Origin of the sequence: Halochromatium salexigens, assembly GCF_016653295.1 — a bacterium.
Classification (GTDB): domain Bacteria; phylum Pseudomonadota; class Gammaproteobacteria; order Chromatiales; family Chromatiaceae; genus Lamprobacter; species Lamprobacter salexigens.
Map to the genome: position 1 here is coordinate 39,086 of NZ_NHSF01000020.1, position 26,926 is coordinate 66,011.

Sequence of the window (26,926 nt, forward strand, 5' to 3'; positions counted from 1 at the left end):
GAGTGGCGTGTTGGGCAGATCGGGTGCGTCGTCGTGCCTGCAGGGGGAAGCTCAAACCGAGAGGCTTTGACTGTCGGTAGCTGGTTGGCCTCGCAGCGGCGGTCGAGGTGTGCGCAGGCGCACATAAAGGCTCGCGAGGAAGAGCAAGAGATTGACCGCGCCGACGACGACGAAAGGCGCGCGCGGATCAACGCTGTCAAAGAGCCGCCCGCCGATCGCGGTGATGATCAGGATGCCGAGGGCGCCAGAGATGTTGAAGGCGCTGAGCACCGAGCCGCGCTGGTTACGGGGCGCCTCCTGGCCGATCAGCGATTGGGCGGCAAGGAACACGCTGATCTGACCGATGCCCTGGAGGATGAAGAAGACCAGCCGATAATCGCCATAGGGGTCGGCGAGCAGGATCAGGGCGAGATTGCCGATGGCCGCCAGCACCATGCAGATGGCAAGTCCGGTGACGCGGTCCATGCGATCGAGGATCGGCCCCATCACCGGTGCCCAGACCAGCGCCGAGATCTGCGCGATGACGAAGATCAGGGTGCCGTTCATCACCGCTTCGGCGTCGGTCATGCCGGCGGCGCGCCCGGCGAGCGTGCCCCAGAGGATCAGGAAGGCGGCGTTGACCGATTGATCGCCACGGGCGATGAAGGCGGCGCCATAGGCGAGCAGGATGCGCGGATTGCGGGCCTGAGCGAAGCCGCTCAGCAACAGCGCGCGCACCGACGGGCGCTCCTCGCGATGCACCGGCACACCGCCGCGCAGCCCGGCACGGACCGCCAGTGCGCCCAGGACGCAGAGACCAGCGACCCCGAAATGGGTCAAGAGCCCGGCTTCCACGGGTCCGAAGCCGCGCACGGTGAGCACTTCCGGCAGCGAGCCGAACCCCTGGTTCATCACCACCACGCCGAGGCCACTCAGCACCCCGACCATGGCCACGAGTTTGCCCCGGCAGCGCTCGATGGGGTAGTCCACCAGCACCGTCGAGAGCGCTCCTGCGACCGCCACCACGCCGATGCCGTAGAGCACCCGCGAGGCGAACAGCCACTCCACCCCGGTGGCGAGCGGATAGAGGACGTAGGTCGCACCGAGCATCAGGAAGCCGACGGCGAACACCCCGCGCCGGCTGATCCGGTCGATCAGGATGCCGGCCGGCATGAACAGCAGCAGGGTGATGATCTCGGTGAAAAAGACCAGGTCGCCGGTGAGGGTGCCCTGGGCCGATTGGGGAACCCCCAGATGGGCATTGAGGATATAGGTCTGCCCAGCGGTGATGAAGGTCATCAGGCCAATCGACAGAAAGGCCGAGAGCAGAAAGGTATAACCGTTGAGACGGGTGACGCCGGGCGTGAGGGCGACCGGGCCGATGCGAGACAGCCTGGCGTCGTCCTTGACGCCGGCCGAGGTCGCCTCAGGGGCGGATGTAGACATAGCCCTGCGACTGCAAGTCGGCGATGCGGGTCACGCCGCCCTGCTCGGCGATGAGGAAGCCCTCGAGCAGTTCATCGCGGTCGAAGTTGATCAACTCCAGGGTCCTGGCGCAGGCCTCGAAGGTCACGCCTTGCTCCTGCAGCTTGGCGACGTTCTCGCGCACCCGGTTCACCGCCTCGATGTCATGGAAGCGTCTCACCGCCGGGCCATGCGCGACGAGCACGATGTTGATCTTCTCGGGTCCGCCCACGCCATCGATATGGTTCTGGATGTTGTTGAGCGCGAACCCGACCTTGTCTTCATCGCTGATGTGATAGACCACATCGAGTATGTCATCGGCAGCGACGGCGCTGCCGGCGGCGAGCAGGAGGCACAGGCCGAGCAGGAGGTGACGTAGTGTTTGGTGCATGATCTTGTTGTACTCCTCTGCACAGTGTTTGGTGGTGTCATAGGGCGTCCGAGGCGAAGTCCGCGAGCCTTGAGCGCTCGCCCCGGCGCAGGGTGATGTGGCCGCTGTGGTCCCAGTCCTTGAAGCGGTCCACCACATAGGTCAGCCCCGAGGTGGTCTCGGTCAGATAGGGCGTGTCGATCTGCGCGATGTTGCCCAGGCAGACGATCTTGGTGCCGGGGCCGGCGCGCGTGATCAGGGTCTTCATCTGTTTGGCGGTCAGGTTCTGTGCCTCATCGAGGATGATGTACTTATGTAAGAAGGTGCGACCGCGCATGTAGTTCAGTGATGAGATGCGAATCCGGTTGCGCACCAGGTCATTGGTCGCCGCGCGGCCCCAGTCGCCGCCTTCGGTCTGGGTCAGCACCTCGAGATTATCCATCAAGGCGCCCATCCAGGGCGTCATCTTTTCTTCCTCGGTGCCGGGCAGGAAGCCGATGTCCTCGCCGACCGGCACCGTGACCCGGGTCATGATGATCTCGCGGTAGCGCCCGCGGTCGAGCACCTGCGCCAGTCCGGCGGCCAGCGCCAGCAAGGTCTTGCCGGTGCCGGCGGTGCCGAGCAGGGTGACGAAATCCAGATCCGGGTCCATGAGCATGTTGAGCGCGAAGTTCTGCTCGCGGTTGCGCGCGGTGATGCCCCAGACATTGTGGCGCTGGACGCGATAGTCCTCGGCGAGTTCGATGATCGCCTCGGTCTCGCTGTGCTTCTCGCGCACGATCGCCTCGAAGGCGTCGTCGCCCTCGAGGTTGAGACATTCGTTGACGTACCACTCCGAGACATCCGGGCCGCTGATCCGGTAGAAGGTCCGCCCCTCCTCCTTCCAGGCGTCGACGGCTTTGGCATTGTGCTCCCAGAAGTCGCCGGGCAAGGTCGCCTGGCCCGTGTACAGCAGGTTGACATCATCGAGGACCTGATCGTTCGAGTAGTCCTCGGCGGCGACCCCGAGCACGGCGGCCTTGATGCGCAGGTTGATGTCCTTGGAGACGATGACGATCGAGCGCGCGGGCGAGGGCTCGCGCCGCTGCAGCTCCAGCGCCGTGGCCAGGATATCGTTATCGGCCGAGGTGCCGGGTAGCACGTTGGCCAAGTCCGTGCCCAGGCGCTCGGTCTGGAAGAAGAGGCGACCCGTCGGCGCCTCGGTGAAACCGCGTCCGAATTCGCTCAGCGGATGGATGGGCAGACCGGCCTCGATCTCGTCGCGATCGGCATCGCTCATCAGCTCATCGAGGAAGCGGCTCACCTGACGCACGTTGCGCGCGACCTCCGACAGTCCCTTCTTGCCGGCATCGAGTTCCTCGAGCACGATCATCGGCAGGTAGATATCGTGCTCCTGGAAGCGGAACAGGGCGGTGGGGTCGTGCATCAACACATTGGTGTCGAGCACGAACAGGCAGTGGTCGCTGTCGCGCTTGATCATCGAGCCTGATCTCAGCCGAGTGCGCGCACGGCGGCGAGCACCTCGTCGACATGGCCCGGCACCTTGACCCCGCGCCATTCCTGGATCAGCGTGCCCTGCTCATCGATCAGGAAGGTGCTGCGCTCGATGCCGAGCGATTCCTTGCCATACATCTTCTTGGGCTTGATGACGTCGAACGCCTTGCACAGCACCTCGTCCTGATCGGAAAGGAGGTCGAAGCTGAAGTGTTGATTGGCCTTGAAGTTTTCCTGCGCCTTGAGGCCGTCGCGCGAGGCACCGAGGAGGGCGGTATTCGCGGCGGCGAAGTCTTCGGCGGCGGCGGTGAAGTCGAGACCTTCCTGAGTGCAGCCGGAGGTGCTCGCCTTGGGGTAGAAGAACAACACTAGGCGCTGGCCGCGAAAATCGCTCGGCTTGAGCTGTTTGTCGCCCGTGGCGGGCAGGGTGATATCGGGCACCGGCTGGTTGATTGCGACGGTCATCGAAGCTCTCCTCAAGGTTGGCGTTGCATGAACCCAGTAACATGGGGCCGCCGCCATCGATCGACAGCGTCGACACCAGAGGGTGTCACGCTCAGATCAGGCCGAGACGCCGACAATGACAGTAGGCTATCGCCGGCGGGTGACGCATCAGGCCTTCTGCGGCTCCAGCACGGCATCCAGGTTGAGCCCGTCGCAGTAATCCATGAATTCCTCGCGCAGGGTGGCGATGTGGGTATCGGCCGGGATACCGACGGTCATGTGCACCGCGAACATGGGCGTGCCGGTATGCGCGGCGGCATAGGTGGTGGTGGCCATGTCTTCGATATTGATGCGCCGCTCGGCGAAGAAACCGGCAAGGTTGTTGACGATGCCGGGATGATCCATCGCGATCACATCCACCGCATAGGGCAGCTTGCCCTCGCCCTGCGCGCGCGCGCCGGTGCGCTTGCAGACGAGGGTGAGATCGAGCGAGCGTTGCAGCTCGGGCAGCGCGTTCTCCACCTTCGCGAGGGTGTTCCATTTACCCTCGACCAACAAGATGGCCGCGAATTCGCCGCCGAGCACCGTCATGCGGCTGTCTTCGATATTGCACCCATGCTCGAGGATGCTGCGCGAGAGGTCGTTGACCAGGCCGGGATGGTCGGCACCGACCGCGGAGATGACGAGGTAAGTCTTGTGCGTGGCCATATCGCTGAATTCCTGAGCGCTCGCGGCGGGGAGCGCGAAGTGTAGCAGCAAGCAATGAGGTCCGGCCAAACGTTGCCGCGCCGAGCGCGGACCGCGCTTGTAAAGCTTCGAGCCACCAAGATACCATGCCGTTCTGGTTTTTTGCCGAGGGTAGGACGGTATGATACGAGGCAGCATCGTCGCTCTCGTGACGCCGATGAGCGCAGAGGGCGAAGTCGACGGCGAGGTGCTTGAGCAGCTCGTTGAGCGACACATTCAGGCTGGTACCGCTGCCATCGTCTCCGTCGGCACCACCGGCGAGTCGGCGACGTTGGACGAGGACGAGCACTGCGACGTGCTAGCACGCACTGTCGCGGCCGCGGCGGGCCGCATTCCGGTCATCGCCGGCACCGGCGCGAACTCGACTGTGGAGGCGATCCGCCTGACGCGCTGTGCCGCCGAGACCGGCGCCGACGCGGCCTTATTGGTGACGCCCTACTACAACAAACCAACCCAAGCCGGCCTGATCGCGCATCATACGCAGATCGCCGATGCGGTCGATATCCCGCAGATTCTCTATAACGTGCCCGGCCGGACCGCCTGTGACCTCCTGCCGACAACGGCGATCGAACTCGCTCGGCATCCGCGCATCGTGGGCATCAAGGACGCGACCGGCGAGTTGGGGCGGGTCGCGGAGCTACGCGCGGGCGCCGGCGCGGAGTTTGCCATCTACAGTGGTGACGACGCTACCGGCTGTGAGCTGATGCTCGAGGGTGGAGACGGGGTGATCTCGGTAACGACTAATGTCGCGCCCGCGCTCATGGCCAAGCTGTGCGCGGCGGCGTTAGCCGGCGATGTGGAGCAAGCGCGGGCACTGAATGCGCGCCTGGACCCGCTTCACCAGCGCTTATTCGTTGAATCCAACCCTATACCGGTCAAATGGGCGCTCCATGAAATGGGGCAGATCCCGGCCGGCATTCGACTACCGCTCACCTGGCTGTCGCCATCGCAGCATGCCGTGGTCCGCGAGGCCCTGGTCGAGGCGGGCGTCTTATGAAGCAAGCGCGTGCCCCTCAACTGAATGGTTTGACCTGACTCCGATGAAAACAGCCGCTTTCTCGATGCGAGGACTCGCGAGTGCCTGCGATGGAGCCGCCGCACGCCCTTTACGCCAGCTTGCCGGTGGCTGCCGTCTCTTGCCGGGCGCGGCCATGCTCATCACGACATGGGCGCTGCCCACACTCCTGTTGACCGGCTGCGGGAGCGCGCAGAAGCTGGACCAATACCTGCCAGATCGCCGCGTCGAGTACAAGAAGTCACGCGAAGCGGAGGAAAATCTCGAGCTGCCGCCCGATCTTGCCGGCAGCGGTTTTAATGACGCGTTGGATATCCCGGGGCCGAGCGGTACGGCCACCTTTTCCTCTTATGCCGGCGGACAGCAGTCGCGTGAGCGGATGACCGCCAGCAGTGAGGTCTTGCCCGAAGTCTCCGGCGTGAGTCTGGAGCGCTCCGGCGACCAGCGCTGGCTCGAGGTCGAGGCCTCGCCGCAGGTGGTCTGGCCCAAGGTCGTCGCCTTCTGGCGTCAGCAGGGGATTCTGCTCGAGGAACAAGATCCGGCCGTTGGCGTCATGAAGACCGACTGGCTCGAGAACCGCGCCGAACTGCGCAAGGACTTCGTGACCAATATGCTGCGCAAGGTGGCCGGTGGTCTGTATGCAACCTCCACCCGCGATCAGTATCGGGTCCGAATCGACTCCGGGCCGCGCGCCGACACCGCCGAGGTTTATCTCACACACCGTGGTATGGAAGAGCGGCTGGTGCGCAATACCGCTGGCGAAGGCTCGACGACGATTTGGGAACCGGCACCGACTGATCCTGGCAAAGAAGCGGAGATGCTGCGGCGGCTGATGCTCTTCCTCGGTGTCTCCGACAGCAACGCCCAGCGCATGCTGGTACAGGGCGGTGGTTCCACGGCGACGACCTCGGCGCCACAAGCCGCGGCCGCGCGACTGGTGACCTCCGGGGCTGGCGGCGAGCTGGTGATCGCGGAAGAGTTCCGGCGTGCCTGGAGGCGCACTGGGCTTGCGCTCGACCGCACCGGGTTTGCGGTCGAGGACCGCGATCGCAGCGCCGGCGTATTCTTCGTCCGCTACGACGACCCGAGCAAGCGTGAGAAAAAGAAGGGGATTCTATCGAAGATGGCGTTCTGGAAAGGAGGCGATGGTGCGGATGGCGCCAAGACCTATCAGATCCGCGTCGAGGGCGATGGCCAAGAGAGCCGGGTCAGGGTGTACGACGACGCCGGCCAGCGCGATACCTCGGCGACCGCCGAGCAGATCCTAGCACTTTTGCAGGAGCAGCTTGGCTGAAGGCCCCATGGGCTCCTCGGGCCCGGTCAGTTAGGGTGGCATCAGCGGGCGCCCGCCAAGCTCAGGCGTCGAGATCCAATCCAAGCAGGCGCGGGTAGATCGGAGCCTTGAGCAATTCGGCGTGGGTGCCACGCTCGATGACCCGGCCCTGATCGAGGACCAGGATTTCGTCCATCTGCGCCAGCGCGACCGGCTTATGAGTGATCAGCAGCACCGTGCGCCCGGTCATCAGCCGCTGCACCGCATCCATCAGCGCGCGCTCGGTCACGGCATCCAGGCCCTCGGTGGGCTCATCCAGCAGCAGGATCGGCGCATCGCGCAGCAACGCCCGCGCGATCGCGATGCGGCGCGCCTGGCCGCCGGAGAGCCGCACTCCCGTCTCGCCGACCCAGGTGTCGTAACCCTCGGGCAGCTCGGCGATGAAGTCGTGGATCTGGGCCGTCGCGCAGGCCTGCTCGAGCAGGCCCTGCGGCGCCTCCGGCGCGGCGATCAGCAGGTTCTCGCGAATGCTGGTATCGAACAGATGCGTATGCTGCGAGACGAGGGCGATGCGGCGGCGTAGGTCCTCGCCCGGAAAATGCTCGAGCGGCTCGCCGCCGAGGCGGATGGAGCCGGCCTCCGGCGCCCAGAAGCGCAGCAACAGATTGAACAGCGTAGTCTTGCCGGAGCCGGTGGCGCCGACGATGGCGACCCGCCGGCCTGGCGGTAGCTCGAGGTCGATGCCATCGAGTATTGCCGGTGGCTTGGTGTCCGAATGCATGCCCGAGCTTGAGCTGGAGCCTAAGCTCATGCCAGGATCAGGGCTGTCTGAGCCGCCGGAGCCAGAGCCGGCCACTGGGCTGGGATAGCGGAAACGCAGCCCCTCGATCGACAGCCCGTGATCGCGCGGTTGTGGCGTGGGACCCGTCGGCTCGGGTACCGCCGGCTCGGTATCGACGATCGCGAACAGCCGGCGCGCGGCAGTCAGCGTCGATTCGAGCTGCTGGAAGGCCATCGGCAAGGGCGCGACGGCCTCGAAGGTCGCCAGCGAGAACAGCGCCAGCATCGCCAGCTGCGGCGGCGCCAAGCTGCCATCATGCACCAGCGGGATACCGAACCAGAGCATGCCCCAGAGGGTCAGGTTGGCGGTCAGTCCAGTCGCGGCCTGAGCGATACCGGTGAGCTGGCTCATGCGTGCCTGCTCGGCGACCAGCGCCCGGCTGAGCGCATCCATGTGCCGGGCATGGCTGTCGGCGGCGCCATAGATGAGCAGCTCGGACAGGCCCTGGGTGCCGTCGATGCCGGCCTGGCGCAGCTCGGCCTGGATCTCGACGATGCGCCGGCCCGGCTGCTTGCCGAGCCGATGGCCCCACCAGGGGAGCAGCACGCCGGCGATCAGCAGCATGCCCAGCAACAGCAGCGCGAGCCCCAGATCGAACAGCGCCGTGAAGACGAAGAACGCGAGCCCAGCGGTGATCGCGACCAGCACCGGCACCAGCACCCGCACATAGAGGTTATCGAGAGCATCGATGTCGGCGCGGATGCGGGTCAGCAGATCGGCGCTGTGGTACGCCATCAGCCGGGCGGGGGCGAGCGGCTCCAGATGCCGATAGAACCAGACCCGCAGCCCGGCGAGTTGACGCAGCGTGGCCTCGTGGGTGATCAGGCGCTCGAAATAGCGCCCAGCGGTGCGGGCGATGGCGCTGCCGCGGATGATGGCTGCCGGCGTGAAATAGTTCATCGCCACCCCGGCCGCGCCGGCGACCGCCATCGCGGTGATGAACCAGGCCGAGATGGCCATCAATGTCACATTGGCCAGCAGCGTGATCAGCGCGACCGCAAAGCCACCGAGCATCCAGCCCCGATAAGGCCGGAACAGGTGCCAGAGCCGAATCAGCTCAGGCATGGGCGCCTCCCGGCTCCAGCAGTCGCACCATGCGTCGATAAGGCCCATCGCGCTCGATCAGCTCGGCATGGGTGCCGGCTTCGACGATGCGCCCGTCGTCGATCACCAGGATGCGATCGGCGTTGCGCACCGTGCTCAGCCGATGGGCGATGATCAGCATCGAGCGGCCCTCGGCGAGTTGATCGACCGCGCGTTGCACCAGGGCCTCGCTGGCCGGGTCCAGGCTCGCGGTCGCCTCATCCAGGATCACCAGCCGCGCATCGCGCAAGAAGGCGCGCGCGAGGGCAACGCGCTGGATCTGACCGCCCGAGAGCCCGGAACCGCGCTCGCCGACCGGGCTGTCGTAGCCGAGGGGCAGGCGCTCGATGAACTCGGTGGCCTGCGCGCGCTCGGCGGCTTGGCGGACTTCATCGAGGGTCGCATCGGGCAGGCCGAGTCGGATGTTGTCGGCGATGGTCCCTTGGAACAGCCGCGGCTGCTGCGGCAGCCAGGCCAGGCGCCGGCGCCAGTCGTCGATCGCCAGCGCGTTGAGATCCTCGCCATCGACGCTGATGCGACCCGCCTCGGGCCGGATGAAGCCGAGCAGGAGGCTCGCCACCGTGGTCTTGCCGGCGCCGCTCGGCCCGACCAGGGCGATGCGCTCGCCGGGATTGATTTCGAACTGGGCGCCCGCGAGCGCGGGTCGCCCGGGTTCGTAGCTGAACGAGACCCCCTCGAAGCGGATCTGCAGCGGGCTGTCCGCGCTCAGACTCGCCACCTGTTTCGGCGGCGCCGGCAGTTCGGTCTCCATCACCGCCACCAGGCGCTCGGCGGCGGCGATCGCCTCCATGCGGCCGTGGTAATGGGTGCCGAGGTTGCGCAGCGGCGCATAGAACTCGGGCGCTAGCAGCAGGATGAAGAAACCGGTGACGAAGCTGATCTCGGGCGGGGCGATCAGCTCCGGGATCGGCAGCTCCAACTGATAGAGCCGAAAGCCGATGAACACGGCGATGATCGCAATCCCCAGGGTCGAGAACAGCTCGAGCACCGCCGAGGTCAGGAAGGCCACGCGCAGCACGCGCATGGTGCTGGCGCGATAGTCCTCGGAGATGCGCGCGATCACCTCGGCCTCGCGGCGGCTGGCATTGAACAGCTTCAGCGTCGTCATGCCCTGGATCACGTCGAGGAAATGCGCGCCCATTCGGGCGAGGTCTTTCCAGAGCTGCTGATTCAGCCGTTCGACGCCGCTGCCGATCAGGATCATGAAAATCGGGATCAGCGGCGCGGTCACCAGCATGATCAGCGCCGAGAGCCAATCCAGCGGCAGCACCACGATCAGGATCGTGAGCGGGATCAGCGCGGTCAGCGACATCGCCGGCAGATAGCGTGAGTAGTAGGCCTCGACGGCCTCGATGCCGCGCGTGAGATCCTCGGCGATGGCGCCGCTGCGCTGGCCGGCCATCCAGGCTGGACCGGCGGCCTGGATGTGGCGATAGAGCCGATCGCGCAGGCTGATCTTGACCTGTGCGGCGGCGCGGAAGGCATTCTGTTCGGAGGCCCAGGCGAGGAGCGCGCGCAGCGCGAACAGCGCCAGCAGGGGCCAGAGCCAGCCTGTGACATCGGCCAGTGCGGCGTTGGTGAAGACCAGCGCATCGATCACCTGGGCCAGCAACCAGGCCTGGAGGATCAGCAGCACCCCGTTGCCGAGGCCAAGGCCGACCGAAAGCCGCAGCCAGCGCGCGGCGAGGGGCTTTTGGTCATCCAGCAGTGTGCGGGGAGCAGTCAAGCGTGTTGCGGATCGAGCGCTAGTGGCGCGTCAGACGCGCGGGCAAAGGTCAGGGCCATGTCCAACTGGCTGGCGATTGTAACAAGTCTCGATCACCAGGCGTGGCCCGATTCGCGCTGCCGGCCCTGGGGTCACCCTAAGTCATGCCCATGACCACGGCTGCCACCGTCGCCTCAGCCAGCCTGTTGCGGGACGCGCTCGAGCTTGCTGGGATCGTAACCGACGCTTTCGATGAAGGCCTTCATCTCCTCGAATTCCGCGTCGCTGAACTCAGGCGTTCTCGACATCACCCAGACATAGTCCCGCTTGGCGCGGCCGATGACTGTGTTCTGATAATTATCATCGAGAGAGATGATGCGAAAGTCGGCCTTGATCGGCCAGATGAACTGCATCCCCCAGTGGGCATTGGTCGTCGTATCCAGCACGAAGCCCTTCGGATGATGGACTTTCTGCGGGCCGTCGAACGCATCCTTGTTGAAGGTGAAGGTGGTAGCGATGGTCCCGTCCGGGTTCAGGGCGTAGGACTCGACGGCATTGTGGGCGCCTTTCTCGACGAAGGTCGGGATATTCGCGACGACGTACCAGTCGCCCATGAATCGTTCCAGGTCGACATGATCGACGGTCTTCATCGGGTCACCTCCGGTTTCGGTACAGCCGCTGAGCAGGCTGATGAGGATGCTGGCCGCGAGCAGCAACGGTCGTGTTGGTTGGAATCTCTGCATCAGAGTCTCCGGTAGATCAATGTGGCGCCTTTGCCGGTGTCACTGGTCAAACGCACCCGGCCCAGCGCGTCGTTATACCAGAGGTCGATGCTGAATTCGTTGCCAGTTAGTCGGATTCGGCGCTTGCGCGCGGCGGGCCGGGGAAGAAGGCATTGGTGCGCTGGATATAGTCACGATAGGCCGGCCGGCGCTCGCCGATGTCTTTCTCGAGCAGGCTCACCCCGGAGACGCGCAGCAGCAGGATGGTGACCAGGATCGGGCCGATGATGCTCCACCAGGCGCCGGCCGAGAGTGCGAACAGATAGAAGCCCCACCAGATACAGGCCTCGCCGAAGTAATTCGGATGCCGGGTGTAGCGCCAGAGCCCGCGATCGAGCACCTGGCCCTTGTTGGCCGGATTGGCCTTGAAGGCCGCGAGCTGCTGGTCGCCGATCGCCTCGAACCCGAAACCGACGAGCCAGAGTAGGACGGCCGCATAATCCAGTAACCCCAAAGGTGAGGCGCCCAGGATGCCACCGAGCAGGGGCAGGGAGATGATCCAAGCCAAGACCGCCTGCAGGCCAAAGACGATATACAGGCTCTTGTACCAGAATCCAGGCTCGTTCTCGGCGCGGATGGCCTGATAACGTCGGTCCTCGGGCTGGCCACGATTGCGCAGCGTGATGAACACCGAGAGCCGGGTGGCCCAGACCGTGACCACGAACAGCAGAATGTACGCGCGAGCCTCTAAGGTTGGCGCCCAAGTGATATAGACCAGCGTTAGTGCCAGGAAGAACAGCGACCAGAGGCTATCGACGAAGCTGACATTCTGCTTCGGGATACTGACCAGCCAGGCGGTGACGGCGATCGACAGCACAACGGCAAGTCCAACGGCATAGATATGAATGTCAAACATGGCTCACTCGTGTTCAGTGCTTGAGGCAGGCGGCGGTGGACCGGCTGATGGTATGTCGCGCTTCCGAGCAAAGATTGTGCGGATTGCCAACCTTGACAACCCCGTTGGAGCACCCGCGCTGAGCCGTCAGGATGACGGACGGCGTTAGGGCGCTGCGCTCAGGTCCTCTTTCGACGCCTCGAGCATGGCGGCGATCTGTTTTGGCTCGATGCGGGTCATCAGCGGCTTGAACTTGGCAATCTCATGATCGAGCAGCGGTTGCTCGAGCTGATCCCAGCTCAGCGGCGCGATCTGCAGGAACTGCTCGGCGGCCTCGGCGGTGCCGGGCAAGATCGGTTTGAGCCAGCCGATCAGTAGTCGGAACAGATTCAGCCCCTGGGTGCAGATGCCCTGCAGCTCGGCCTCGCGCCCATCCTGTTTGGCGACCACCCAAGGCGCCTGCTCGTCGATGTACTGATTGGCGCGATCGGCGAGGTTCATGATCTCGCGCACCGCGCGGCTATACTCGCGTGCCTCGAAGGCTTCGGCGATGACGGCGTTAGCGGCGACGAAGGTCTCGAACAGCGCGGAATCCGGCAGCTCGGCGGCGAGTCGGCCGTCGAAACGCTTGCTGATGAAGCCGGCGGTGCGGCTGGCGATGTTGACCACCTTGCCGACCAGATCCGAGTTCACCCGCGCCTGGAAGTCGTCCAGGCTCAGGTCGATGTCGTCGACACCGGCGCCGAGCTTGGCGGCGAAGTAGTAGCGCAGATACTCGGGATTGAGATGGTCCAGATAGGTCCGCGCCTTGATGAAGGTGCCGCGCGACTTGGACATCTTCTGCCCATCGACGGTCAGGAAGCCGTGCGCGAAGACCGCAGTGGGGCTGCGAAAGCCGGCGCCATGCAGCATGGCTGGCCAAAACAGCGCATGAAAATAGATGATGTCCTTGCCGATGAAGTGATAGACCTCGGCCGGACTCTCGGGCGCCCAATAATGATCGAACTCAAGCCCGGCCGCGCGACCCTTGGCGCTGTCACAGAGGTTCTGGAAGCTGGCCATGTAGCCGATCGGCGCATCGAGCCAGACATAGAAGAACTTGCCCGGATGGTCCGGGATCTCGAAGCCGAAGTAGGGCGCATCGCGCGAGATGTCCCACTCTTGCAAGCCGGCCTCGAACCATTCATCCAGCTTGTTGGCGACCTGTCCTTGCAGGCCGCCGCCTCGGGTCCAAGCCTTGAGCATCGGCTCGAAATCGGCGAGCCGAAAGAAATAGTGCTCGGAGCTGCGCTGCTCGGGCACGGCGCCGGAGACCGCTGAGCGCGGGTTCTTCAGCTCGGCCGGCGAGTAGCTGGCGCCACAGGCCTCACAGTTGTCGCCGTACTGATCGGCAGCGCCACACTTCGGGCACTCGCCTTTGATGAAGCGGTCGGGCAGGAACATCTGCTCGACCGGGTCATAGGCCTGCTCGATGGTCCGTTTGGCGATGTGGCCGGCATCGCGGTTGCGCGCGTAGATCAGGCTTGCGTAGTGGCGGTTCTCGTCGGAATGGGTCGAGTGGTAGTTGTCGAAGCCGATCCGGAAGCCATCGAAATCGGCGCGATGCTCCTCGGCGACGCGCGCGATCAGCGCCTCGGGCGTGATGCCCTCTTGGCGCGCCTTGAGCATGATCGGCGTACCGTGCGCGTCGTCGGCGCAGACGTACCAGCACTGCTCGCCGCGCATCTTCTGGAAGCGCGCCCAGATATCGGTCTGGATGTACTCCACCAGGTGGCCGATGTGGATCGGGCCGTTGGCGTAGGGGAGTGCGCTGGTGACCAGGATGTCGCGGGGTTGACGCATTGCAGAGGGCTCTGAGGTTGGCAAGGGAATGGGGCGAGACAGCGTGTGCGTCCGAAACAGTGCTCGAAGTGGCTGAAACGCGCCCAACATTATCGGACAGCGCCTGGCGGATCGCCAAGCAGGCTTGAATTAGCGCTTGCTGATACCAGTTCCATGGCCAGCGTCGGGGCCGGTTCGTCAGCTATCGCCGTCGAAGCAAGGCGCTCGCATCCTACAGATTTAGGCCAGCCCGCGGGCTACCGCGGTCGCCATAGACAACGGAGTTTCCCATGACCGAAGTGACCAAAGAGACTGTCGAAGCCGCCCTCAAAGGCTATACCGAGCCGCATCTGGGACGGGATCTGGTCTCCGCCAACTGTATCAAGGGTATCGAGGTCGAGGGCGATCAGGTCAAGGTCCAGGTCCTGCTCGGCTTCCCGGCCAATGGGGTCAAGCAAGCGATCGCCGATGCGGTCAAGGCGCAGGTCGAGGGCATGGATGGCGTCAGCATGGCACAGGTCGATGTCGGCTGGCAGGTCAAGGCGCATTCGGTGCAGAAGTCGCTCAAGCCGATCGATAGCGTCAAGAACATCATCGCCGTCGCCTCGGGCAAGGGCGGCGTCGGCAAGTCGACCACCGCGGTCAACCTGGCGCTGGCGCTGGCGGCCGAGGGTGCCAAGGTCGGTATCCTGGACGCGGACATCTACGGGCCATCGCAGCCGCGCATGCTCGGCGTCTCCGGTAAGCCGGAATCCAAGGATGGCAAGAGCCTGGAGCCGATGACCAGCCACGGTCTGCAGACCATGTCGATCGGCTTCCTGATCGAGGAGGAGACGCCGATGATCTGGCGCGGGCCGATGGTCACCCAGGCGCTCGAGCAGTTACTTAATGACACGAATTGGTCCGAGCTCGACTACCTGGTCATCGACCTGCCGCCGGGCACCGGTGATACCCAGCTGACGCTGGCGCAGAAGGTGCCGGTCTCCGGCGCGGTCATCGTCACCACGCCGCAAGACATCGCGCTGCTCGATGCCCGCAAGGGCCTGAAGATGTTCCAGAAGGTGGAGGTGCCGGTACTCGGTATCGTCGAGAACATGAGCATCCACATCTGCTCCAACTGTGGCCACGAAGAGCACATCTTCGGCGAGGGCGGCGGCGAAAACATGTCGCAGCAGTACGGTGTCGACATGCTCGGCGCCCTGCCGCTCGATATCCAGATCCGCGAGGAGACCGATGGCGGCAAGCCGACGGTGGTCGCGGACCCGGACTCGCGCATCAGCGAACTCTACCGCGAGATCGCCCGCAAGACCGCCGCCAAGCTCTCGCTGCAGGCCAAGGACTATGCGGCCAAGTTCCCGCGGATTGTGATTCAGAACAACTGAGCCGAGCCCTAGCTTAGCCTCCGGGCGATGACCATTGAGCTGAGCTTACCTGACTGAGCTCACTTGAAGGTTGGGTCTTCGGTGTAAGGCATGATTTTCGAGTGGGACTCAGCGAAGGCGGCTAGCAACCTCCGCAAGCACGGTGTCGACTTCAACGATGCCGTTGAGGTCTTCAAAGATCCGCTGGCGAAAATCTTTGCAGATGACTGGCATTCACAGGGTGAGCGCCGCGAGATTATCATCGGCCACACCTACGGTCGCAGACTCTGCCTTGTTGTGTTTGCCGAGACGCACGATGGTGATGTTCGGCTCATCAGCGCAAGATTGGCGACGCCAAAAGAGCAGCGAGATTATGAGCGACAGTCCTGACGACATGCTTCCCGAGTACGATCTCGACTACTCACGCGCGAGGTCGAATCGTTTTGCTGGCCGGGTGCGCGTGTCTGTCACGTTGCGCGATGACGTGCTTGCCTACCTAGAGGCTCGGTCGCAGGCAACCGGCCAGCCGATCGGCGACATGGTGAACGATATGCTTGAAAAGGATATCGAACTCTCTGAGATCCTCCGGTAGATCGACCATCGCCTGCGCCCTATGTTCGAAGGAGCCGGGAAGACGAAGTAGGTGTCCTGATACCGCTTCAGTCAAGCAGCCCGGTGCAGCTCCTCGCGTAAAACCCGACGCAGCGACTCTTCGTCGATGGGCCGTTTGCCGAGGAATTCGCGTAGCGCAAGGTTGATCAGCATCTGGTATCCCGTTCCCTGTTCCTCAGCTTTTTGCCGGAAAGCACCCAGGATGTCGTCATCGATCATCATGGTGATTCGAGTCTTACTGGCGCGCAGCTGGTTGAGATGATCAACTTCGGTTGCGCGCCGACCCTCGGTCATATCGTATTCAGCTCTCATAAGCCCTCTGTTCTTTGGCGCTCGCCCGACGCGCCGAGATCAACCGAATGATGTCGGGCGGACCATAGGTATAGACGACAGTCAGCAGTCGCGCTAGTGCGTCGGACCCAACGGCGATGAACCGTTGTTTCTCCAGCGCGTCTGCATCCTCGCGGATCAGTGCGCGGGGATCAGACAAGACGATGCTCGCGTCCTCTAGATCAACGCCGTGCTTGCGCAGATTCAGGACGCGTTTGTCAGGGTCATACTCCAGCTGCATGCCTGTAGTATGAGTAATTGATGGGCAGAACGGTAGAGGCCTCAGACGGCGATCGAGTCTGAATCTAAGGCGAGAGCGAGAGCTGATGGCATTCTAGCGCACTGGAAAGTCGAAGTAGGTCTCCGGATAGGGCTCATCGCGGAGCGTAAAGTGCCACCACTCTTCGTCGAGGTTCTTGAACCCGGCCTCCTCCATCAGCATCAGCTCTTCAATTAAGAGTCGATAGTCACGCGCCTCGCCCGTGATCGCTGGGTTCAGCGTGCCAGCGGCGTGCGGTGTCGGTTGGTGGCAAGAGTCAGTGAGCTGTTACGCTGCGGCAGCATTGAGCGAGCACCGCGCGCTTGTCATCGGGGGAGCGAGACATTTGCGATTTGCGCAGTCTCTAACCCACTGAATTAAGACGGACTTCGAGGATGTTGCCGAGAGGCAGGATCCTTGCAAACTCCAAGATGCCAAGGCGCGATTCAGCGAGTTGGAGCGGCTTGCGAGCGAGGCGGGTTCCCAGCGTGTCATGGTCAATGGCAAGGAGAAGGCTGTCATCTTGTCCGCAGAGGACTACCGGCGCCTGTGCGGCGAGCCCAAAGGCGATGTGCTAGTCCAACGGCTTGCCGAGGCCGAGCTTATTGATGTCGAATTCGGACAACCGAAGACGCGGGGTCCTGTCCGAGATGTCGCGTTGTGAGCGGTTGGCTGCTGGACACGAACATCCTCTCCGAGCTTCGTCGCAAGGCGCCAGCGCCGCGATAAGTCGACACGCTGGCTCGATCCGCGCCTGCGCCCGATGTTCGAAGAGCGCATCCTGCCCCTCTGCGAAGACACCCTGCTGCAGTGGCAGCCTCATCATCGAATCCGGCCGTAAGCGTGGCCATACCTTCAGCCATCCTGACGTGTTAATCGCCGCGAGCGCGGTCAGGCATGGGCTTACAGTCGTAACCCGCGATGTCGCCGACTTCGAGGCCGCGGGGGTGCCCGTCATCGATCCCTGGTCCGACTGACGTACGCTCTCGCGCCACAACGCAACTTCCAGTTCGGGCACCCGTCTTGAGTTCACGAGGCTGCAAATCGCTGCAGACTGTGCAATGATCGCCACGCTCGAGGGTGCCGCCTCGCCCCTTCGGAGGTGTCGATACGCCGTCGAGCAAGCAGGTTCTTAGTCGTTAACACTATGTTTTTCACGTGAAATCCTTGAGTCCACCCGGTGCGTCGTCCGGCGCGTTCACAGGGTTGTTGCGATGTCGCAACGAAATCACCAGTTGTCTCTTTTTTCTAAAAAACTGTTGCGAGCTATCCTTACCTAGTCTACTATTTCCGCTGCAAGGCACGATTGCGGAAGGTTAGTGCAATCTTTCGTCTTTTTCACAACACAGCGGAGATCAAGATGCAGAAGAAGCTTCTCACACTGGCCGTCGCCGCCGCGCTGGCCGCCCCGGCCGCCGCGATGGCCGAGGCCACCCTGTACGGCAAGTTGCACATGTCGATCGACTATGCCGATGTCGATAATGCGCATGGGTTGACGTATGAGAGGGATGCGGCTGGCAATATTCAGCTTGATGGGAAGGGAAATCCAATTACGACTGGCGGGAAGAGCTTTAACGGTTTCGGCGTTTCCGAAGCAGGTAGCTCTATCCCGGGTAAAGGGCGCGCGAATCGCCTTGGCGTTAAAGGTTCAGAGGATCTTGGTAATGGATTGAAGGCAATCTACCAAGTCGAACTCGGGCTTAATTTCGCTGCGGATCAGGACGATATTGGCGACGGTGGGGACGGTATCAGCTACCGGAACAGTTTCCTCGGTGTGGCGGGTGACTGGGGTACAGTTCTCGTCGGCCGCCATGATACGCCCTACAAGATCTCGACCGGCAAGCTGGACCAATTCGGCGACACCATGGCCGATTTCAACGGCACCGTCGGGTTTGACGATCAGCGCACGAGCAACACCGTCGCTTACATCTCGCCGAGCTTCTCCGGCTTCTCGTTTATGGGTGCTGTGATCGCTCCCGGTGGCGCAACGGCTGGGGAAGGGAAAAACATCAACTCGGACTCTTTAGCGGAAGCATTCTCGCTTGCGGCGATCTACAGCAACGGGCCGTTTTACGCTTCTGCGGCCTATGAGTCGATGGGCTCCGAACTGGGTATGGGTACCGATACCAGCCTGACTGGCTCGGCGGATTGCACCACAATCTCTTGCAACAACATCGGTGATGACTATAACAAGTGGAAGATCAGCCTTGGTCTGCTGGACTGGAATGGTTTCACGCTAGCGGCGATCTATTCACAGCAGGATGACCGCTTCCCGGGCCAGAGGCGTCAAGCATTCACTACCGTCACATCTGGTGGCGTCGTGGATACGGTTGGTGTGAGCGGCGTCAAGGATCAGAGCTTGTGGCAGATCCAGGCCGGCTATGCTTTCGGTAACAACAAGGTTAAGGCAATGTACGGCTCGGTCGATCGTGATGACGGTGGCGTTCTGGAGAACACCCGTAACACCATTTCGATCAACAACATCCGTGACGACCTCGAAGGCGATCGCAACACTTGGGCGATCGGTTTCGACCACAACTTCAGCAAGCGGACCAAGGCCTACGTCCTCTACACCGCGGTTGATGATGATCGCAACGATACCCCCGGCTTCGGCAGCGGCGACGGCCGTGACTGGGATGGCTTCTCAGCAGGCATGATCCACAAGTTCTGATCTCGATCAGTATCCTGTGTTAAGAGCGGGGCCTTCGGGCCCCGTTTTTCGTTTGGCCGATATCGTTCCAAGCCAACCAATCGCTCGGCGGCGCCCTCGATCCGCAAGAATCGAGAGGTTTTCATTCGCGCTAGGCTGAATGTGGCATCCGCGCGGCCGACAGAGCTAAGCCTGTATGCGACTCCTTTTGCGTTTGCTCAAATGGTTCGCCTCAGCAGGTGCGTTGCTGTTGGTCGTCGCAGCCACAGTGATCTTGCTCCTCCGCTGGATCGATCCGCCGACCTCGGCCTTCATGCTCCGCCATTGGCTCATCGCCGAACAGCCCGCCGACGACAAGCGGCGTCTCTACCACGAATGGGTCGCGGCCGATTTGATCCCGCCCGAGGTCAAGCTCGCGGTGATCGCCGCCGAGGACCAGCGTTTTCCCACCCATGCCGGCTTCGACCTGGTGGAGCTGAACAAGGCGCTCGAGGGATGGCGCAACGGCGGCTCGCTGCGCGGTGCCAGCACCATCTCGCAACAGACCGCGAAGAACCTCTTCCTCTGGCCCGGCAGCGACTGGCTGCGCAAGGCACTGGAGGCCCCGCTGACCCTGCTGATCGAGCTGTTCTGGCCCAAACAGCGCATCCTTGAGGTCTATCTGAATATCGCCCAATTTGGACCGGATACCTACGGCGTTGGCGCTGCCAGTTGGCGCTTCTTCGATCGCCCCGTCTCCACGCTCGGCACGCCCGAGGCCGCACTGCTCGCCGCCGTGCTGCCGAATCCGAGCCGCTACCGCGTTCACGCACCCTCGCCGCATGTGCGCCGCAAGGCCGCTTGGATCGAGGGCCAGATGCGCAATCTCGGCGGCCCGGCTTATCTGGATCGGCTCTAGCGCAGCCCTGTTAAATACCTGAGACCGTTCCCAGATAGTGGCGTTGTCATTCTGATTATTCACATTGCAGTTTTTTGCTCCTGACCTAATGTCTTACCGATGCCGCGCTATACCGCTGCCCGCGCAACCGCCGAGCTTCACCCCTCCGCTGCTAACCCCTTATCCTCAGCCAGCCACCCTCGGCGATCAAGCTCGCGGCGCATCCGGCTGGCGACATCCGTCAATACCGACACGAAGCTATGCGCTGCTTCCAAGGCATCGGCGAGCACACGCGGATCTTCCACGTAATCGTGCACCATCTGGTTTCGAAGCTTGCGAATCTCGGTCCACTGATCTGCTGACGGAATCAAACCCAGCCGCTCCGCCCGATCGAGGTTGTCGATCACCGCTCCGGTCTTTTCGCCCAGCGCCCTGAGCAGAATCGGCAGCAGTTTATCGCCGAGATTATCCTGCAGGCGCCCAAAGCGACTGACGAATGCATCAACGCGTTCAGCCAGCTCTGGTGCGGTTTCCAATTCGGCGACGCGATCGGGCGTGAATGGAACTGTGAAGAGCCGCCGGCTCGTCAGGGTCAAATGCCGCGTTTCCTTATCAACAACCCGGGCCAGAAACTGCAGTCGAGCGAGCTGCGTGGCTGATGGATTCAAAGCAAGCGACCCTCGCGTAAGGCAACATCATGAATCGGCAGGTGCCGAAGGTTAGGCGCAAGCAACAACACATCGACATCGCGCCCATGGAGCGCGCGAATGAGTCGCGCTGAAAGCTTTGCCGTCAGCGCTGCGGGGTGCTCGACCGCTTCGGGCAGTTCAACCATGAGATCCACATCCCCACCTGTGCCGTCGTCGTCCAGGCGGGAACCGAAGATCCGCAGGCGAGCGTCATCGCCGGCGACGTCACGGACAACGCGCTGGATGGCTTCAGTTTGGCTTGGTGTGAGTCGCATTAGGTTTGCCCGCATGGGCAGCGCAGGTCGCCAATAGGGCGCTCGAGCTCAGCAGAAAATTGCAGGCAGGCACGGATATCGTCCGCCCCCAGCTCCGGGAAATCTTCGATGATCTCATCAGCATGGGCGCGAGCCAGCTCCTACATCTCTTATTAATTCGCAGACTAGTGCACGCATTTGCTGCATGCAAGGATCGGGGCGAGCCGGCTCAAAGCGCCCAGAAAACGTCAACGACTCCCTAGCCAGCTGCGGGCTGAATCCGCATCGCGCGCGATCTGTGCTCTTAGCGCCTCGAATGACGCGAAGCGCTGTTCATCGCGCAAGCGCAGTGAGAATTCGACCTCGAGATGTGCGCCATACAGATCGCCGTCGAAGTCGAACAGGTGCACCTCAAGGCGTTCATCGGTTCCCGCCAAGGTTGGGCGGCGGCCAATGTTGGCGACACCAGGCCAGGGGTCATCAGCGACACCCTGGACCCAGACCGCATAGACCCCGCGCAGCGGGCTGATGCGTCGATGAAGCTCGATGTTTGCGGTCGGAAAACCGATGGAGCGCCCGCGTCGGTCGCCATGTCCGACGCGGCCGCAGATCCGGTATGGTCGGCCGAGCAGATGCCGGGCCTGCTCGAAATCGCCGGCGGCGAGCAATTCCCGTATACGGGTGCTGCTGATGCGCTCATCGGCGTAGGTAATGGTCTGCAGATTGGCCACCTCGAAGCGCTGCTCGGGCGGCAGCTCGGCGCCGACGCGCTCGAGCAACGCATAGTCGCCCGACCGGTTGTGGCCAAAGCGAAAATCATCGCCGACCAGCAGGAAGCGCACCCCGAGTCCATCGACGAGCACTTGCTGAATGAAGTCGCGCGCGTCCATCTCGGCTAGTCGCGGACCGAACTCGAGCAGCAGGATGCGTTCGATCCCGTCGTCGGCGATCGCGGCCACCTTCTCGCGCAAGCGGGTCAATCGGGCTGGGGCGAGCGCCGGCGCGAAAGACTCCATCGGCTGCGGCTCGAAGGTGATCACCGTGGCCGGCAGCCGGAGCGCCTCACCCTGCGCGAGCAGGCGCTGAAAGACCGCGCGATGGCCGAGGTGCACACCATCGAAGTTGCCGATGGTCGCCACGCAGCCGCGATCCTGGTCGCGCAGATTATGAAGGCCTCGAATCAACCGCATGCCCATCCGTCCATCGGTTCAGTGAGCGAATGCCGTCGATTATAGGGCGCGTTGCCGTTGGCTGTGCTGTCGCACAAGGAATGGTCAGGAAGTCCGGATCTCGTCGAGGGCGAATAAGTGCACCGGTCTGCGACCCACTGTTGGTCCCGGTGCCGGGTGCCGGCCTTGAGGGCCTCGAATACTCGGCTTCGGCAGTCTCAGGCCGCAGGATTCATCCGCAGCAGATGTCTTGGTCGAATGCCGAGGACGAGCGCCAGCAGCAAATAGCTGAACCCGCCGATCAGAATCAGTCCGAGCAGGCGGATCAGGCGCTCACCGAAGTCCCAGACGTTCCAAAACGGCGTCGGCCCGCTCAGTAGCCAGAGGGCTGCGCCCATCGCTAGGCTGGCGATCAGGCCCTTGACAAGCAGTAGCCACCAACCGGGCAGGGGTCGATAGATCCCCTGTCTTAGCAGTCCAATGAACAACAGCAGCGCGTTGACGCTGGCAGCGATGATGGTCGCGAGCGCCAGACCGGCATGGCCGAGCGGGAACATCAGGAGCAGATTGAAGGTGATATTGGTCAGCATCGCGACCACGGCGATCTTCACCGGCGTCTTCATGTCCTGACGGCTGTAAAAGCCCGGCGCGAGCACCTTGACACCGAGAAATGCCATCAGCCCGAGCGAATAGGCCATCAGGCTGCGCTCGGCCATGAGTACGTCATAGGCGGTGAATTCACCGGAGTAGAACAACGTGGCGATCATCGGCCCGGAGAGCACAAAAAGCCCAACCGCGGCCGGCAGCCCGAGCAGCAGCACCCAGCGCAAGGCCCAGTCCAGCGTCTCCGAAAACGCCTCGGGTGACTCGGCGGCATGCTGGCGCGAGAGCTTGGGCAGGATCACGGTGCCGAGGGCAACCCCTAAGATACCCAGCGGAAACTCCATCAGCCGATCCGAATAATAGAGCCAGGAGATGCTGCCAGTGGCCAGAAAGGAGGCAAGCAGGGTGTCGATGAGCAGGCTGATCTGGGTGACCGAGACGCCGAACAGGGCGGGGATCATCAGCCGCACGATCCGTCGCACGCCCTCATCGCGCGGGCTGACCCTGGGTCTGGGCAGCAGCCGCAGCTGGTGCAAGAACGGCAGCTGAAACAGCAGTTGGACGATACCGGCGATCAGCACGCCCCAGGCCAGCGCCATGATCGGCCGCTCCATCTGCGGCGCCAGCCAGAGCGCACAGCCGATGAGCGAGAGGTTGAGCAGCACCGGCGTGAAGGCCGGTACGCCGAAACGATCATAGGTATTCAGGATGCCGCCGGCGAGTGCGGTCAGCGAGATGAAGAGCAGATACGGGAAGGTCAGCCGCAGCATGTCCGTCGCCAGCAGTTGCTTGTCCGGGTCGCTGGCAAAGCCGGGCGCGAAGATCAGCACCAGGATCGGCGCGCCGAGCACCCCGAGCGCGGTGATCACGAACAGGATGGCGCCGAGGGTGCCGGCCACATCGTCGACAAAACGCTTCAGCGCTGGGAAGCCGCGCTGCGTTTTGTACTCATTGAGCACCGGCACGAAGGCCATCGAAAAGGCGCCCTCGGCGAACAGCCGGCGCATGAAGTTCGGGATCTTGAAGGCGACGAAGAAGGCATCGGTGCCCGCATCGGCACCAAACAGGCGCGCAACGATGAGATCCCGCACGAAGCCAAGGATGCGCGAGAGTAGGGTATTGCTCCCGACCTTGGCGATGGATGCGGCCAGCGATGCCATGGATGCTGCCTCTAACGGCGCGCGGACGCGCGATGACTGAGCCAAAGAGGCGCGATTATAGGGGATTGCTCGATCGATGCTGTTCCCTTCGGCATGCAGACTAGTGCAGCCCTTATTAAGGTGTCAGCGGCCTGCGCCGGCTACCATGGAGCGCGATAGATTATTGTGTTTCAAGCAAAAACATTTTCCGCGACTGTCAATTTAAGGCGCTTCTTGTTGAGTGTACGGCAGTTGTGCCGTACCATCATAGCGATGCTCTTGAAGAGAGGGTTAACTCCGTGAGGCATATTCGCTCAAAACGCATTGAAGCCCGGATCAAGCCGGATACGCTTGCCATCGTGCAACGCGCGGCCGAGATGCAGGGAAGTTCGGTCAGCGAGTTTATGGTCGAGGCCGCCGAGGGCGCGGCACGAAAGGTTCTCGATGACCGTTACAGGATCAAGCTGTCCGTTGATGATCAGCGTCGTTTTGTTGAGCTACTGCTCGATCCGCCGGAACCCTCTGAGGCACTGCGCCGCGCGGCGGCTGCACATGAGGACTTGATTGGTCCGGTATGACGGAAAAGTATGACTGAAAATGGCTTCGATATCGTTCCGCTGAAAAAACAGGATCGTGCAGCGTTTTCATGCGGCGTCGAGGCTCTAGACCGCTATCTCAAGACACAAGCGACGCAGGATATGCGGCGCCTGATGAGTAGTTGCTACGTTGCTCTCGATCGGCAAACTGAAGCCATTGCGGGCTACTACACGCTTTCCGCAGGAGATGTCTTGCTGTCTGGGCTGCCTGAGTCGCTGATTCGGCGTTTGCCCCGGTATCCGGCGGCGCCGGTGGCGCGAATCGGTCGACTGGCCGTCGATCAGCGGTATCAGGGACGCAAACTGGGCGGTGCACTACTGCTCAATGCGGCCATGCGCGCCGTTCGTTCAGAGGTGGCGGTGTTTGCCCTCGTCGTTGACGCGAAAGACGACAAAGCGGCCGACTTTTATCGCCATTATCAGTTCAGCGCCTTCGATTCTGACCCGTTAAGGCTGGTCGCACCCCTCGAGACCTTCCGTAAGCTGCTTGGCTGATGAGAACGTGCCGGCTTCTCAGGATTGACAGTGCAGGCCATACCCTACATACTGCCAGGCTAGGCGTTTGAGCGCCACCGAACATTTGACCCGCCAAGCTTAGGAGATCACTCTTGGCCAATACCGCACAAGCTCGCAAGCGCGCCCGTCAGGCGGAAAACCATCGCCAACGCAATGCCGCGCAGCGCAGTACCTTGCGTACCGCGATGAAGAAGGTCCTGAAGGCCGCCGCTGCTGGCGATCATGCCACTGCCGCAGATGCCTACAAGCAGGCGGTACCGGTCATCGACCGCGCTGCCGGCAAGGGGCTGATCCATGCCCACAAGGCCGCACGTCACAAGTCCCGGCTGAATGCCCGCGTCAAGGCACTGGCGTCCTAATTCTGGGCCTGATTCAACGCGGTAACCTGTTCGCTAACCAGCCAGCGCCAGCGACAGGCGAAGTCTTCGACGAGTTGCTGCGTTGTCGAAACCTGCGCATCGAGCGCATCACCAGCAGCGGTGAGCCTGAGCCAGTCCTCTACGATCAGGTCCACGACGAATGGGTCCTACTGCTGAGCGGTGAAGCGCGCCTTGAGATCGCGGGTGAGACGATCGCGCTGAGCCGCGGCGATTATCTCTTTATCCCGGCGCACACCCCGCACCGCGTCTTGCAGGCATCAGCCGAGTCGACTTCCGCTGAGCCGGCCTCCGCTGAGCCCACCGTGGCCAAGCTAGGCTGCACCTGGTTGGCGATCCACCTCGAGGCCTGACGTGCCCCACCTCTTCGTCGCCGTGACCGCCCATGGCTACGGCCATCTTGCACAGGTCGCGCCGGTCGTCACCGAGCTGAAGCGCCGTCTCCCGAATCTCGAGATCAGTCTGCAGGGCAACATTGCTCCGGCCTTCGCCAAGGCTCGGCTGCCGGCGGGCTATCACCACATCTCATCCCCGGCCGACGTGCAACTGCCGATGGACGGCCCTTTGACGACGCGTTGGGCCGAGGGACTGGCGGACTATGTGGCCTTCGACCTGGATTATCCAGCGCATCAGGCACGACAGCGTCGGCTGTTCGAGCAGACAGGCCCCGATCTCGTGCTCGCCGATATCCCTTGGCTGCCGCTGGACGTCGCCCGTTCGATGGGCATTCCCTGCGCCGGACTCTGCTCGCTGAGCTGGTACGACATCCTTGTCGAAAGCCCGGTTGGCGATCAGCTGCCGACGACATTGGCGCAGCGGATGCAGCGTGCCTATAGCGGTGCTGATCTCTTCTTGCGACCTGCGCCGTCGATGCCAATGAGTTGGCTGCCAAACGGTCGCGATATCGGCCCCATCGCGCAGCCGCGCCGACGCGATCCGGCTGGTTTACATCAGCGTTTCGGGCGCCCCGCCTCTGAACAGCTGGTGCTGATGCAGTTCGGCGGCACCGGCCGCTTGCAGCTCGGCGGCACCCCGCGACTGATGGATGGCGTGCACCTGCTGAGTCCCGATGTCGGTGCGGAACTTGGACGCGATGACCTGACCCGAATCGATGCCGACGGCAACAGCGTCCTCGAGGTGCTCGCGAGCTGTGATGCCCTGATCACCAAGCCCGGTTACGGCACCTTTGCCGAGGCTGCCTGCAACGGCATCCCAGTGCTTTCAGTCGAGCGACGTGACTGGCCAGAGAGCCGCTGGCTGGTTGATTGGCTTGCTCAGCAGCTGCCACTGCGGGAGATCAGCGCCAGCGACTTCGCTGCCGGCCGGATTCGCGAGCCTCTGGCTGAGCTGCTCGTTGAGGGGATCGCCGAGCCGGTTGCGCCGACTGGTGTCGGTGAGGCCGTCGACCTGCTGATTGATCTGCTCAATTAAAGAGTCTAGCTGCCACCCCCGACGACTTACTGGCCGAAGGTGACCCGACGCTCAGCGAAGCCTTAGGTGATTTCCAGAAACAGTTATACCGAGCAGGCAGGCTTGATCAAGATATCCCACTTCGGCAGATCGGGGTTGCGCAGTAGCCGCGCTTCGACCTCTCGCATGGCCTTCTTGGTGAGTTTGACG

29 protein-coding genes and 1 pseudogene are annotated in these 26,926 nt (G+C 62.9%); 14 read left to right on the plus strand and 16 right to left on the minus strand.

Going from position 1 to position 26,926, the window contains the following annotated elements; all coding sequences use genetic code 11:
• Nucleotides 1-51: 51 nt before the first annotated feature.
• The 5 genes from CCR82_RS03755 to CCR82_RS03775 form a co-directional block, all read right to left on the minus strand.
• On the minus strand, nt 52-1,425 hold the full coding sequence (locus CCR82_RS03755) for an MFS transporter (protein ID WP_201244064.1): 1,374 nt from the start codon (nt 1,423-1,425) through the stop codon (nt 52-54).
• The gene (locus CCR82_RS03760; RefSeq protein WP_201244070.1) at nt 1,406-1,834 is read right to left on the minus strand and encodes a DsrE family protein; all 429 of its coding nucleotides are present in this window, start codon (nt 1,832-1,834) and stop codon (nt 1,406-1,408) included. Before CCR82_RS03760 ends, CCR82_RS03755 begins: the two co-directional genes overlap by 20 nt.
• Before the next feature lie 37 nt (nt 1,835-1,871).
• On the minus strand, nt 1,872-3,293 hold the full coding sequence (locus tag CCR82_RS03765) for a PhoH family protein (protein WP_201244071.1): 1,422 nt from the start codon (nt 3,291-3,293) through the stop codon (nt 1,872-1,874).
• A gap of 11 nt (nt 3,294-3,304) precedes the next feature.
• Nucleotides 3,305-3,772 carry a peroxiredoxin gene (locus CCR82_RS03770; RefSeq protein ID WP_201244072.1) on the minus strand — a complete coding sequence of 156 codons (468 nt, stop codon included), beginning with the start codon at nt 3,770-3,772 and terminating at the stop codon, nt 3,305-3,307.
• A gap of 147 nt (nt 3,773-3,919) precedes the next feature.
• Nucleotides 3,920-4,459 (minus strand): glycine cleavage system transcriptional repressor, encoded by a 540-nt coding sequence (locus CCR82_RS03775; protein ID WP_201244098.1) that lies wholly within the window; start codon nt 4,457-4,459, stop codon nt 3,920-3,922.
• A 160-nt stretch (nt 4,460-4,619) separates the two neighbouring features.
• Between CCR82_RS03775 and dapA the strand changes: the two genes are divergently transcribed.
• Nucleotides 4,620-5,495 (plus strand): 4-hydroxy-tetrahydrodipicolinate synthase, encoded by an 876-nt coding sequence (gene dapA, locus CCR82_RS03780; protein ID WP_201244073.1) that lies wholly within the window; start codon nt 4,620-4,622, stop codon nt 5,493-5,495.
• 154 nt (nt 5,496-5,649) lie between these two features.
• Entirely contained in the window at nt 5,650-6,807 is a 1,158-nt protein-coding gene (locus CCR82_RS03785) for an outer membrane protein assembly factor BamC (RefSeq protein WP_201244074.1), read from the plus strand.
• A 61-nt stretch (nt 6,808-6,868) separates the two neighbouring features.
• Here the strand turns inward: CCR82_RS03785 and CCR82_RS03790 are convergent, their stop codons facing one another.
• From CCR82_RS03790 to metG, 5 genes are all read right to left on the minus strand, one after another.
• Nucleotides 6,869-8,692 (minus strand): amino acid ABC transporter ATP-binding/permease protein, encoded by a 1,824-nt coding sequence (locus CCR82_RS03790; RefSeq protein WP_201244075.1) that lies wholly within the window; start codon nt 8,690-8,692, stop codon nt 6,869-6,871.
• Nucleotides 8,685-10,457 (minus strand): thiol reductant ABC exporter subunit CydD, encoded by a 1,773-nt coding sequence (cydD, locus tag CCR82_RS03795; protein WP_242513235.1) that lies wholly within the window; start codon nt 10,455-10,457, stop codon nt 8,685-8,687. Before cydD ends, CCR82_RS03790 begins: the two co-directional genes overlap by 8 nt.
• Before the next feature lie 173 nt (nt 10,458-10,630).
• Nucleotides 10,631-11,179 (minus strand): lipocalin family protein, encoded by a 549-nt coding sequence (locus tag CCR82_RS03800; RefSeq protein WP_201244076.1) that lies wholly within the window; start codon nt 11,177-11,179, stop codon nt 10,631-10,633.
• 106 nt (nt 11,180-11,285) lie between these two features.
• Nucleotides 11,286-12,074 (minus strand): DUF1295 domain-containing protein, encoded by a 789-nt coding sequence (locus CCR82_RS03805; protein ID WP_201244077.1) that lies wholly within the window; start codon nt 12,072-12,074, stop codon nt 11,286-11,288.
• A 144-nt stretch (nt 12,075-12,218) separates the two neighbouring features.
• Nucleotides 12,219-13,895: a methionine--tRNA ligase gene (gene metG, locus CCR82_RS03810; RefSeq protein WP_242513236.1), complete on the minus strand. Its 1,677-nt coding sequence runs from the start codon at nt 13,893-13,895 to the stop codon at nt 12,219-12,221.
• A 269-nt stretch (nt 13,896-14,164) separates the two neighbouring features.
• On the opposite strand from metG, the gene apbC reads away from it, so the two are divergent.
• The 3 genes from apbC to CCR82_RS03825 all read left to right on the plus strand — a co-directional run bounded on the left by apbC (nt 14,165) and on the right by CCR82_RS03825 (nt 15,827).
• Nucleotides 14,165-15,256, plus strand: a complete 1,092-nt coding sequence (apbC, locus tag CCR82_RS03815; RefSeq protein WP_201244078.1) for an iron-sulfur cluster carrier protein ApbC — start codon at nt 14,165-14,167, stop codon at nt 15,254-15,256.
• Nucleotides 15,257-15,346: 90 nt separating this feature from the next.
• Nucleotides 15,347-15,625, plus strand: a complete 279-nt coding sequence (locus tag CCR82_RS03820) for a BrnT family toxin (RefSeq protein ID WP_201244079.1) — start codon at nt 15,347-15,349, stop codon at nt 15,623-15,625.
• A complete protein-coding gene (locus CCR82_RS03825; RefSeq protein ID WP_201244080.1) occupies nt 15,609-15,827 on the plus strand; it encodes a hypothetical protein in 219 nt (72 codons plus the stop codon). Before CCR82_RS03820 ends, CCR82_RS03825 begins: the two co-directional genes overlap by 17 nt.
• A 71-nt stretch (nt 15,828-15,898) precedes the next feature.
• On the opposite strand, the gene CCR82_RS03830 is transcribed toward CCR82_RS03825, so the two are convergent.
• The 3 genes and pseudogenes from CCR82_RS03830 to CCR82_RS18865 all read right to left on the minus strand — a co-directional run.
• Entirely contained in the window at nt 15,899-16,141 is a 243-nt protein-coding gene (locus CCR82_RS03830; protein WP_242513237.1) for a BrnA antitoxin family protein, read from the minus strand.
• 7 nt (nt 16,142-16,148) lie between these two features.
• Nucleotides 16,149-16,418: a BrnT family toxin gene (locus CCR82_RS03835; protein WP_201244082.1), complete on the minus strand. Its 270-nt coding sequence runs from the start codon at nt 16,416-16,418 to the stop codon at nt 16,149-16,151.
• A 93-nt stretch (nt 16,419-16,511) separates the two neighbouring features.
• A pseudogene (locus tag CCR82_RS18865) lies at nt 16,512-16,709 on the minus strand (M15 family metallopeptidase); the annotation flags it as partial.
• Nucleotides 16,710-16,812: 103 nt separating this feature from the next.
• On the opposite strand from CCR82_RS18865, the gene CCR82_RS03845 reads away from it, so the two are divergent.
• The 3 genes from CCR82_RS03845 (at nt 16,813) to mtgA (ending at nt 19,984) form a co-directional block, all read left to right on the plus strand.
• On the plus strand, nt 16,813-17,100 hold the full coding sequence (locus CCR82_RS03845; RefSeq protein WP_201244101.1) for a type II toxin-antitoxin system prevent-host-death family antitoxin: 288 nt from the start codon (nt 16,813-16,815) through the stop codon (nt 17,098-17,100).
• Nucleotides 17,101-17,796: 696 nt separating this feature from the next.
• A complete protein-coding gene (locus tag CCR82_RS03850; protein ID WP_201244083.1) occupies nt 17,797-19,107 on the plus strand; it encodes a porin in 1,311 nt (436 codons plus the stop codon).
• Between the two features lie 175 nt (nt 19,108-19,282).
• Nucleotides 19,283-19,984, plus strand: coding sequence for a monofunctional biosynthetic peptidoglycan transglycosylase (mtgA, locus tag CCR82_RS03855; protein ID WP_201244084.1), 702 nt, complete (start codon nt 19,283-19,285; stop codon nt 19,982-19,984).
• Nucleotides 19,985-20,121: 137 nt separating this feature from the next.
• On the opposite strand, the gene CCR82_RS03860 is transcribed toward mtgA, so the two are convergent.
• On the minus strand, nt 20,122-20,631 hold the full coding sequence (locus tag CCR82_RS03860; protein ID WP_201244085.1) for a hypothetical protein: 510 nt from the start codon (nt 20,629-20,631) through the stop codon (nt 20,122-20,124).
• Nucleotides 20,632-20,768: 137 nt separating this feature from the next.
• Between CCR82_RS03860 and CCR82_RS03865 the strand changes: the two genes are divergently transcribed.
• Nucleotides 20,769-20,930 carry a hypothetical protein gene (locus CCR82_RS03865; RefSeq protein WP_201244086.1) on the plus strand — a complete coding sequence of 54 codons (162 nt, stop codon included), beginning with the start codon at nt 20,769-20,771 and terminating at the stop codon, nt 20,928-20,930.
• Between the two features lie 224 nt (nt 20,931-21,154).
• Here the strand turns inward: CCR82_RS03865 and ribF are convergent, their stop codons facing one another.
• Nucleotides 21,155-22,096 carry a bifunctional riboflavin kinase/FAD synthetase gene (ribF, locus tag CCR82_RS03870; protein WP_201244087.1) on the minus strand — a complete coding sequence of 314 codons (942 nt, stop codon included), beginning with the start codon at nt 22,094-22,096 and terminating at the stop codon, nt 21,155-21,157.
• Nucleotides 22,097-22,293: 197 nt separating this feature from the next.
• Nucleotides 22,294-23,838 (minus strand): murein biosynthesis integral membrane protein MurJ, encoded by a 1,545-nt coding sequence (murJ, locus tag CCR82_RS03875; RefSeq protein WP_201244088.1) that lies wholly within the window; start codon nt 23,836-23,838, stop codon nt 22,294-22,296.
• Between the two features lie 278 nt (nt 23,839-24,116).
• Between murJ and CCR82_RS18870 the strand changes: the two genes are divergently transcribed.
• The 5 genes from CCR82_RS18870 (at nt 24,117) to CCR82_RS03900 (ending at nt 26,737) form a co-directional block, all read left to right on the plus strand.
• Complete coding sequence (locus tag CCR82_RS18870; protein ID WP_338073098.1) at nt 24,117-24,395, plus strand: type II toxin-antitoxin system TacA family antitoxin; 279 nt, start codon at nt 24,117-24,119, stop codon at nt 24,393-24,395.
• A 9-nt stretch (nt 24,396-24,404) separates the two neighbouring features.
• On the plus strand, nt 24,405-24,908 hold the full coding sequence (locus CCR82_RS03885; protein ID WP_201244089.1) for a GNAT family N-acetyltransferase: 504 nt from the start codon (nt 24,405-24,407) through the stop codon (nt 24,906-24,908).
• 113 nt (nt 24,909-25,021) lie between these two features.
• Nucleotides 25,022-25,288 carry a 30S ribosomal protein S20 gene (gene rpsT / locus CCR82_RS03890; RefSeq protein WP_201244090.1) on the plus strand — a complete coding sequence of 89 codons (267 nt, stop codon included), beginning with the start codon at nt 25,022-25,024 and terminating at the stop codon, nt 25,286-25,288.
• Between the two features lie 74 nt (nt 25,289-25,362).
• Complete coding sequence (locus tag CCR82_RS03895) at nt 25,363-25,659, plus strand: cupin domain-containing protein (RefSeq protein ID WP_242513239.1); 297 nt, start codon at nt 25,363-25,365, stop codon at nt 25,657-25,659.
• A 1-nt stretch (nt 25,660) separates the two neighbouring features.
• Nucleotides 25,661-26,737: a glycosyltransferase family protein gene (locus CCR82_RS03900; protein ID WP_201244091.1), complete on the plus strand. Its 1,077-nt coding sequence runs from the start codon at nt 25,661-25,663 to the stop codon at nt 26,735-26,737.
• Nucleotides 26,738-26,926: the final 189 nt, after the last annotated feature.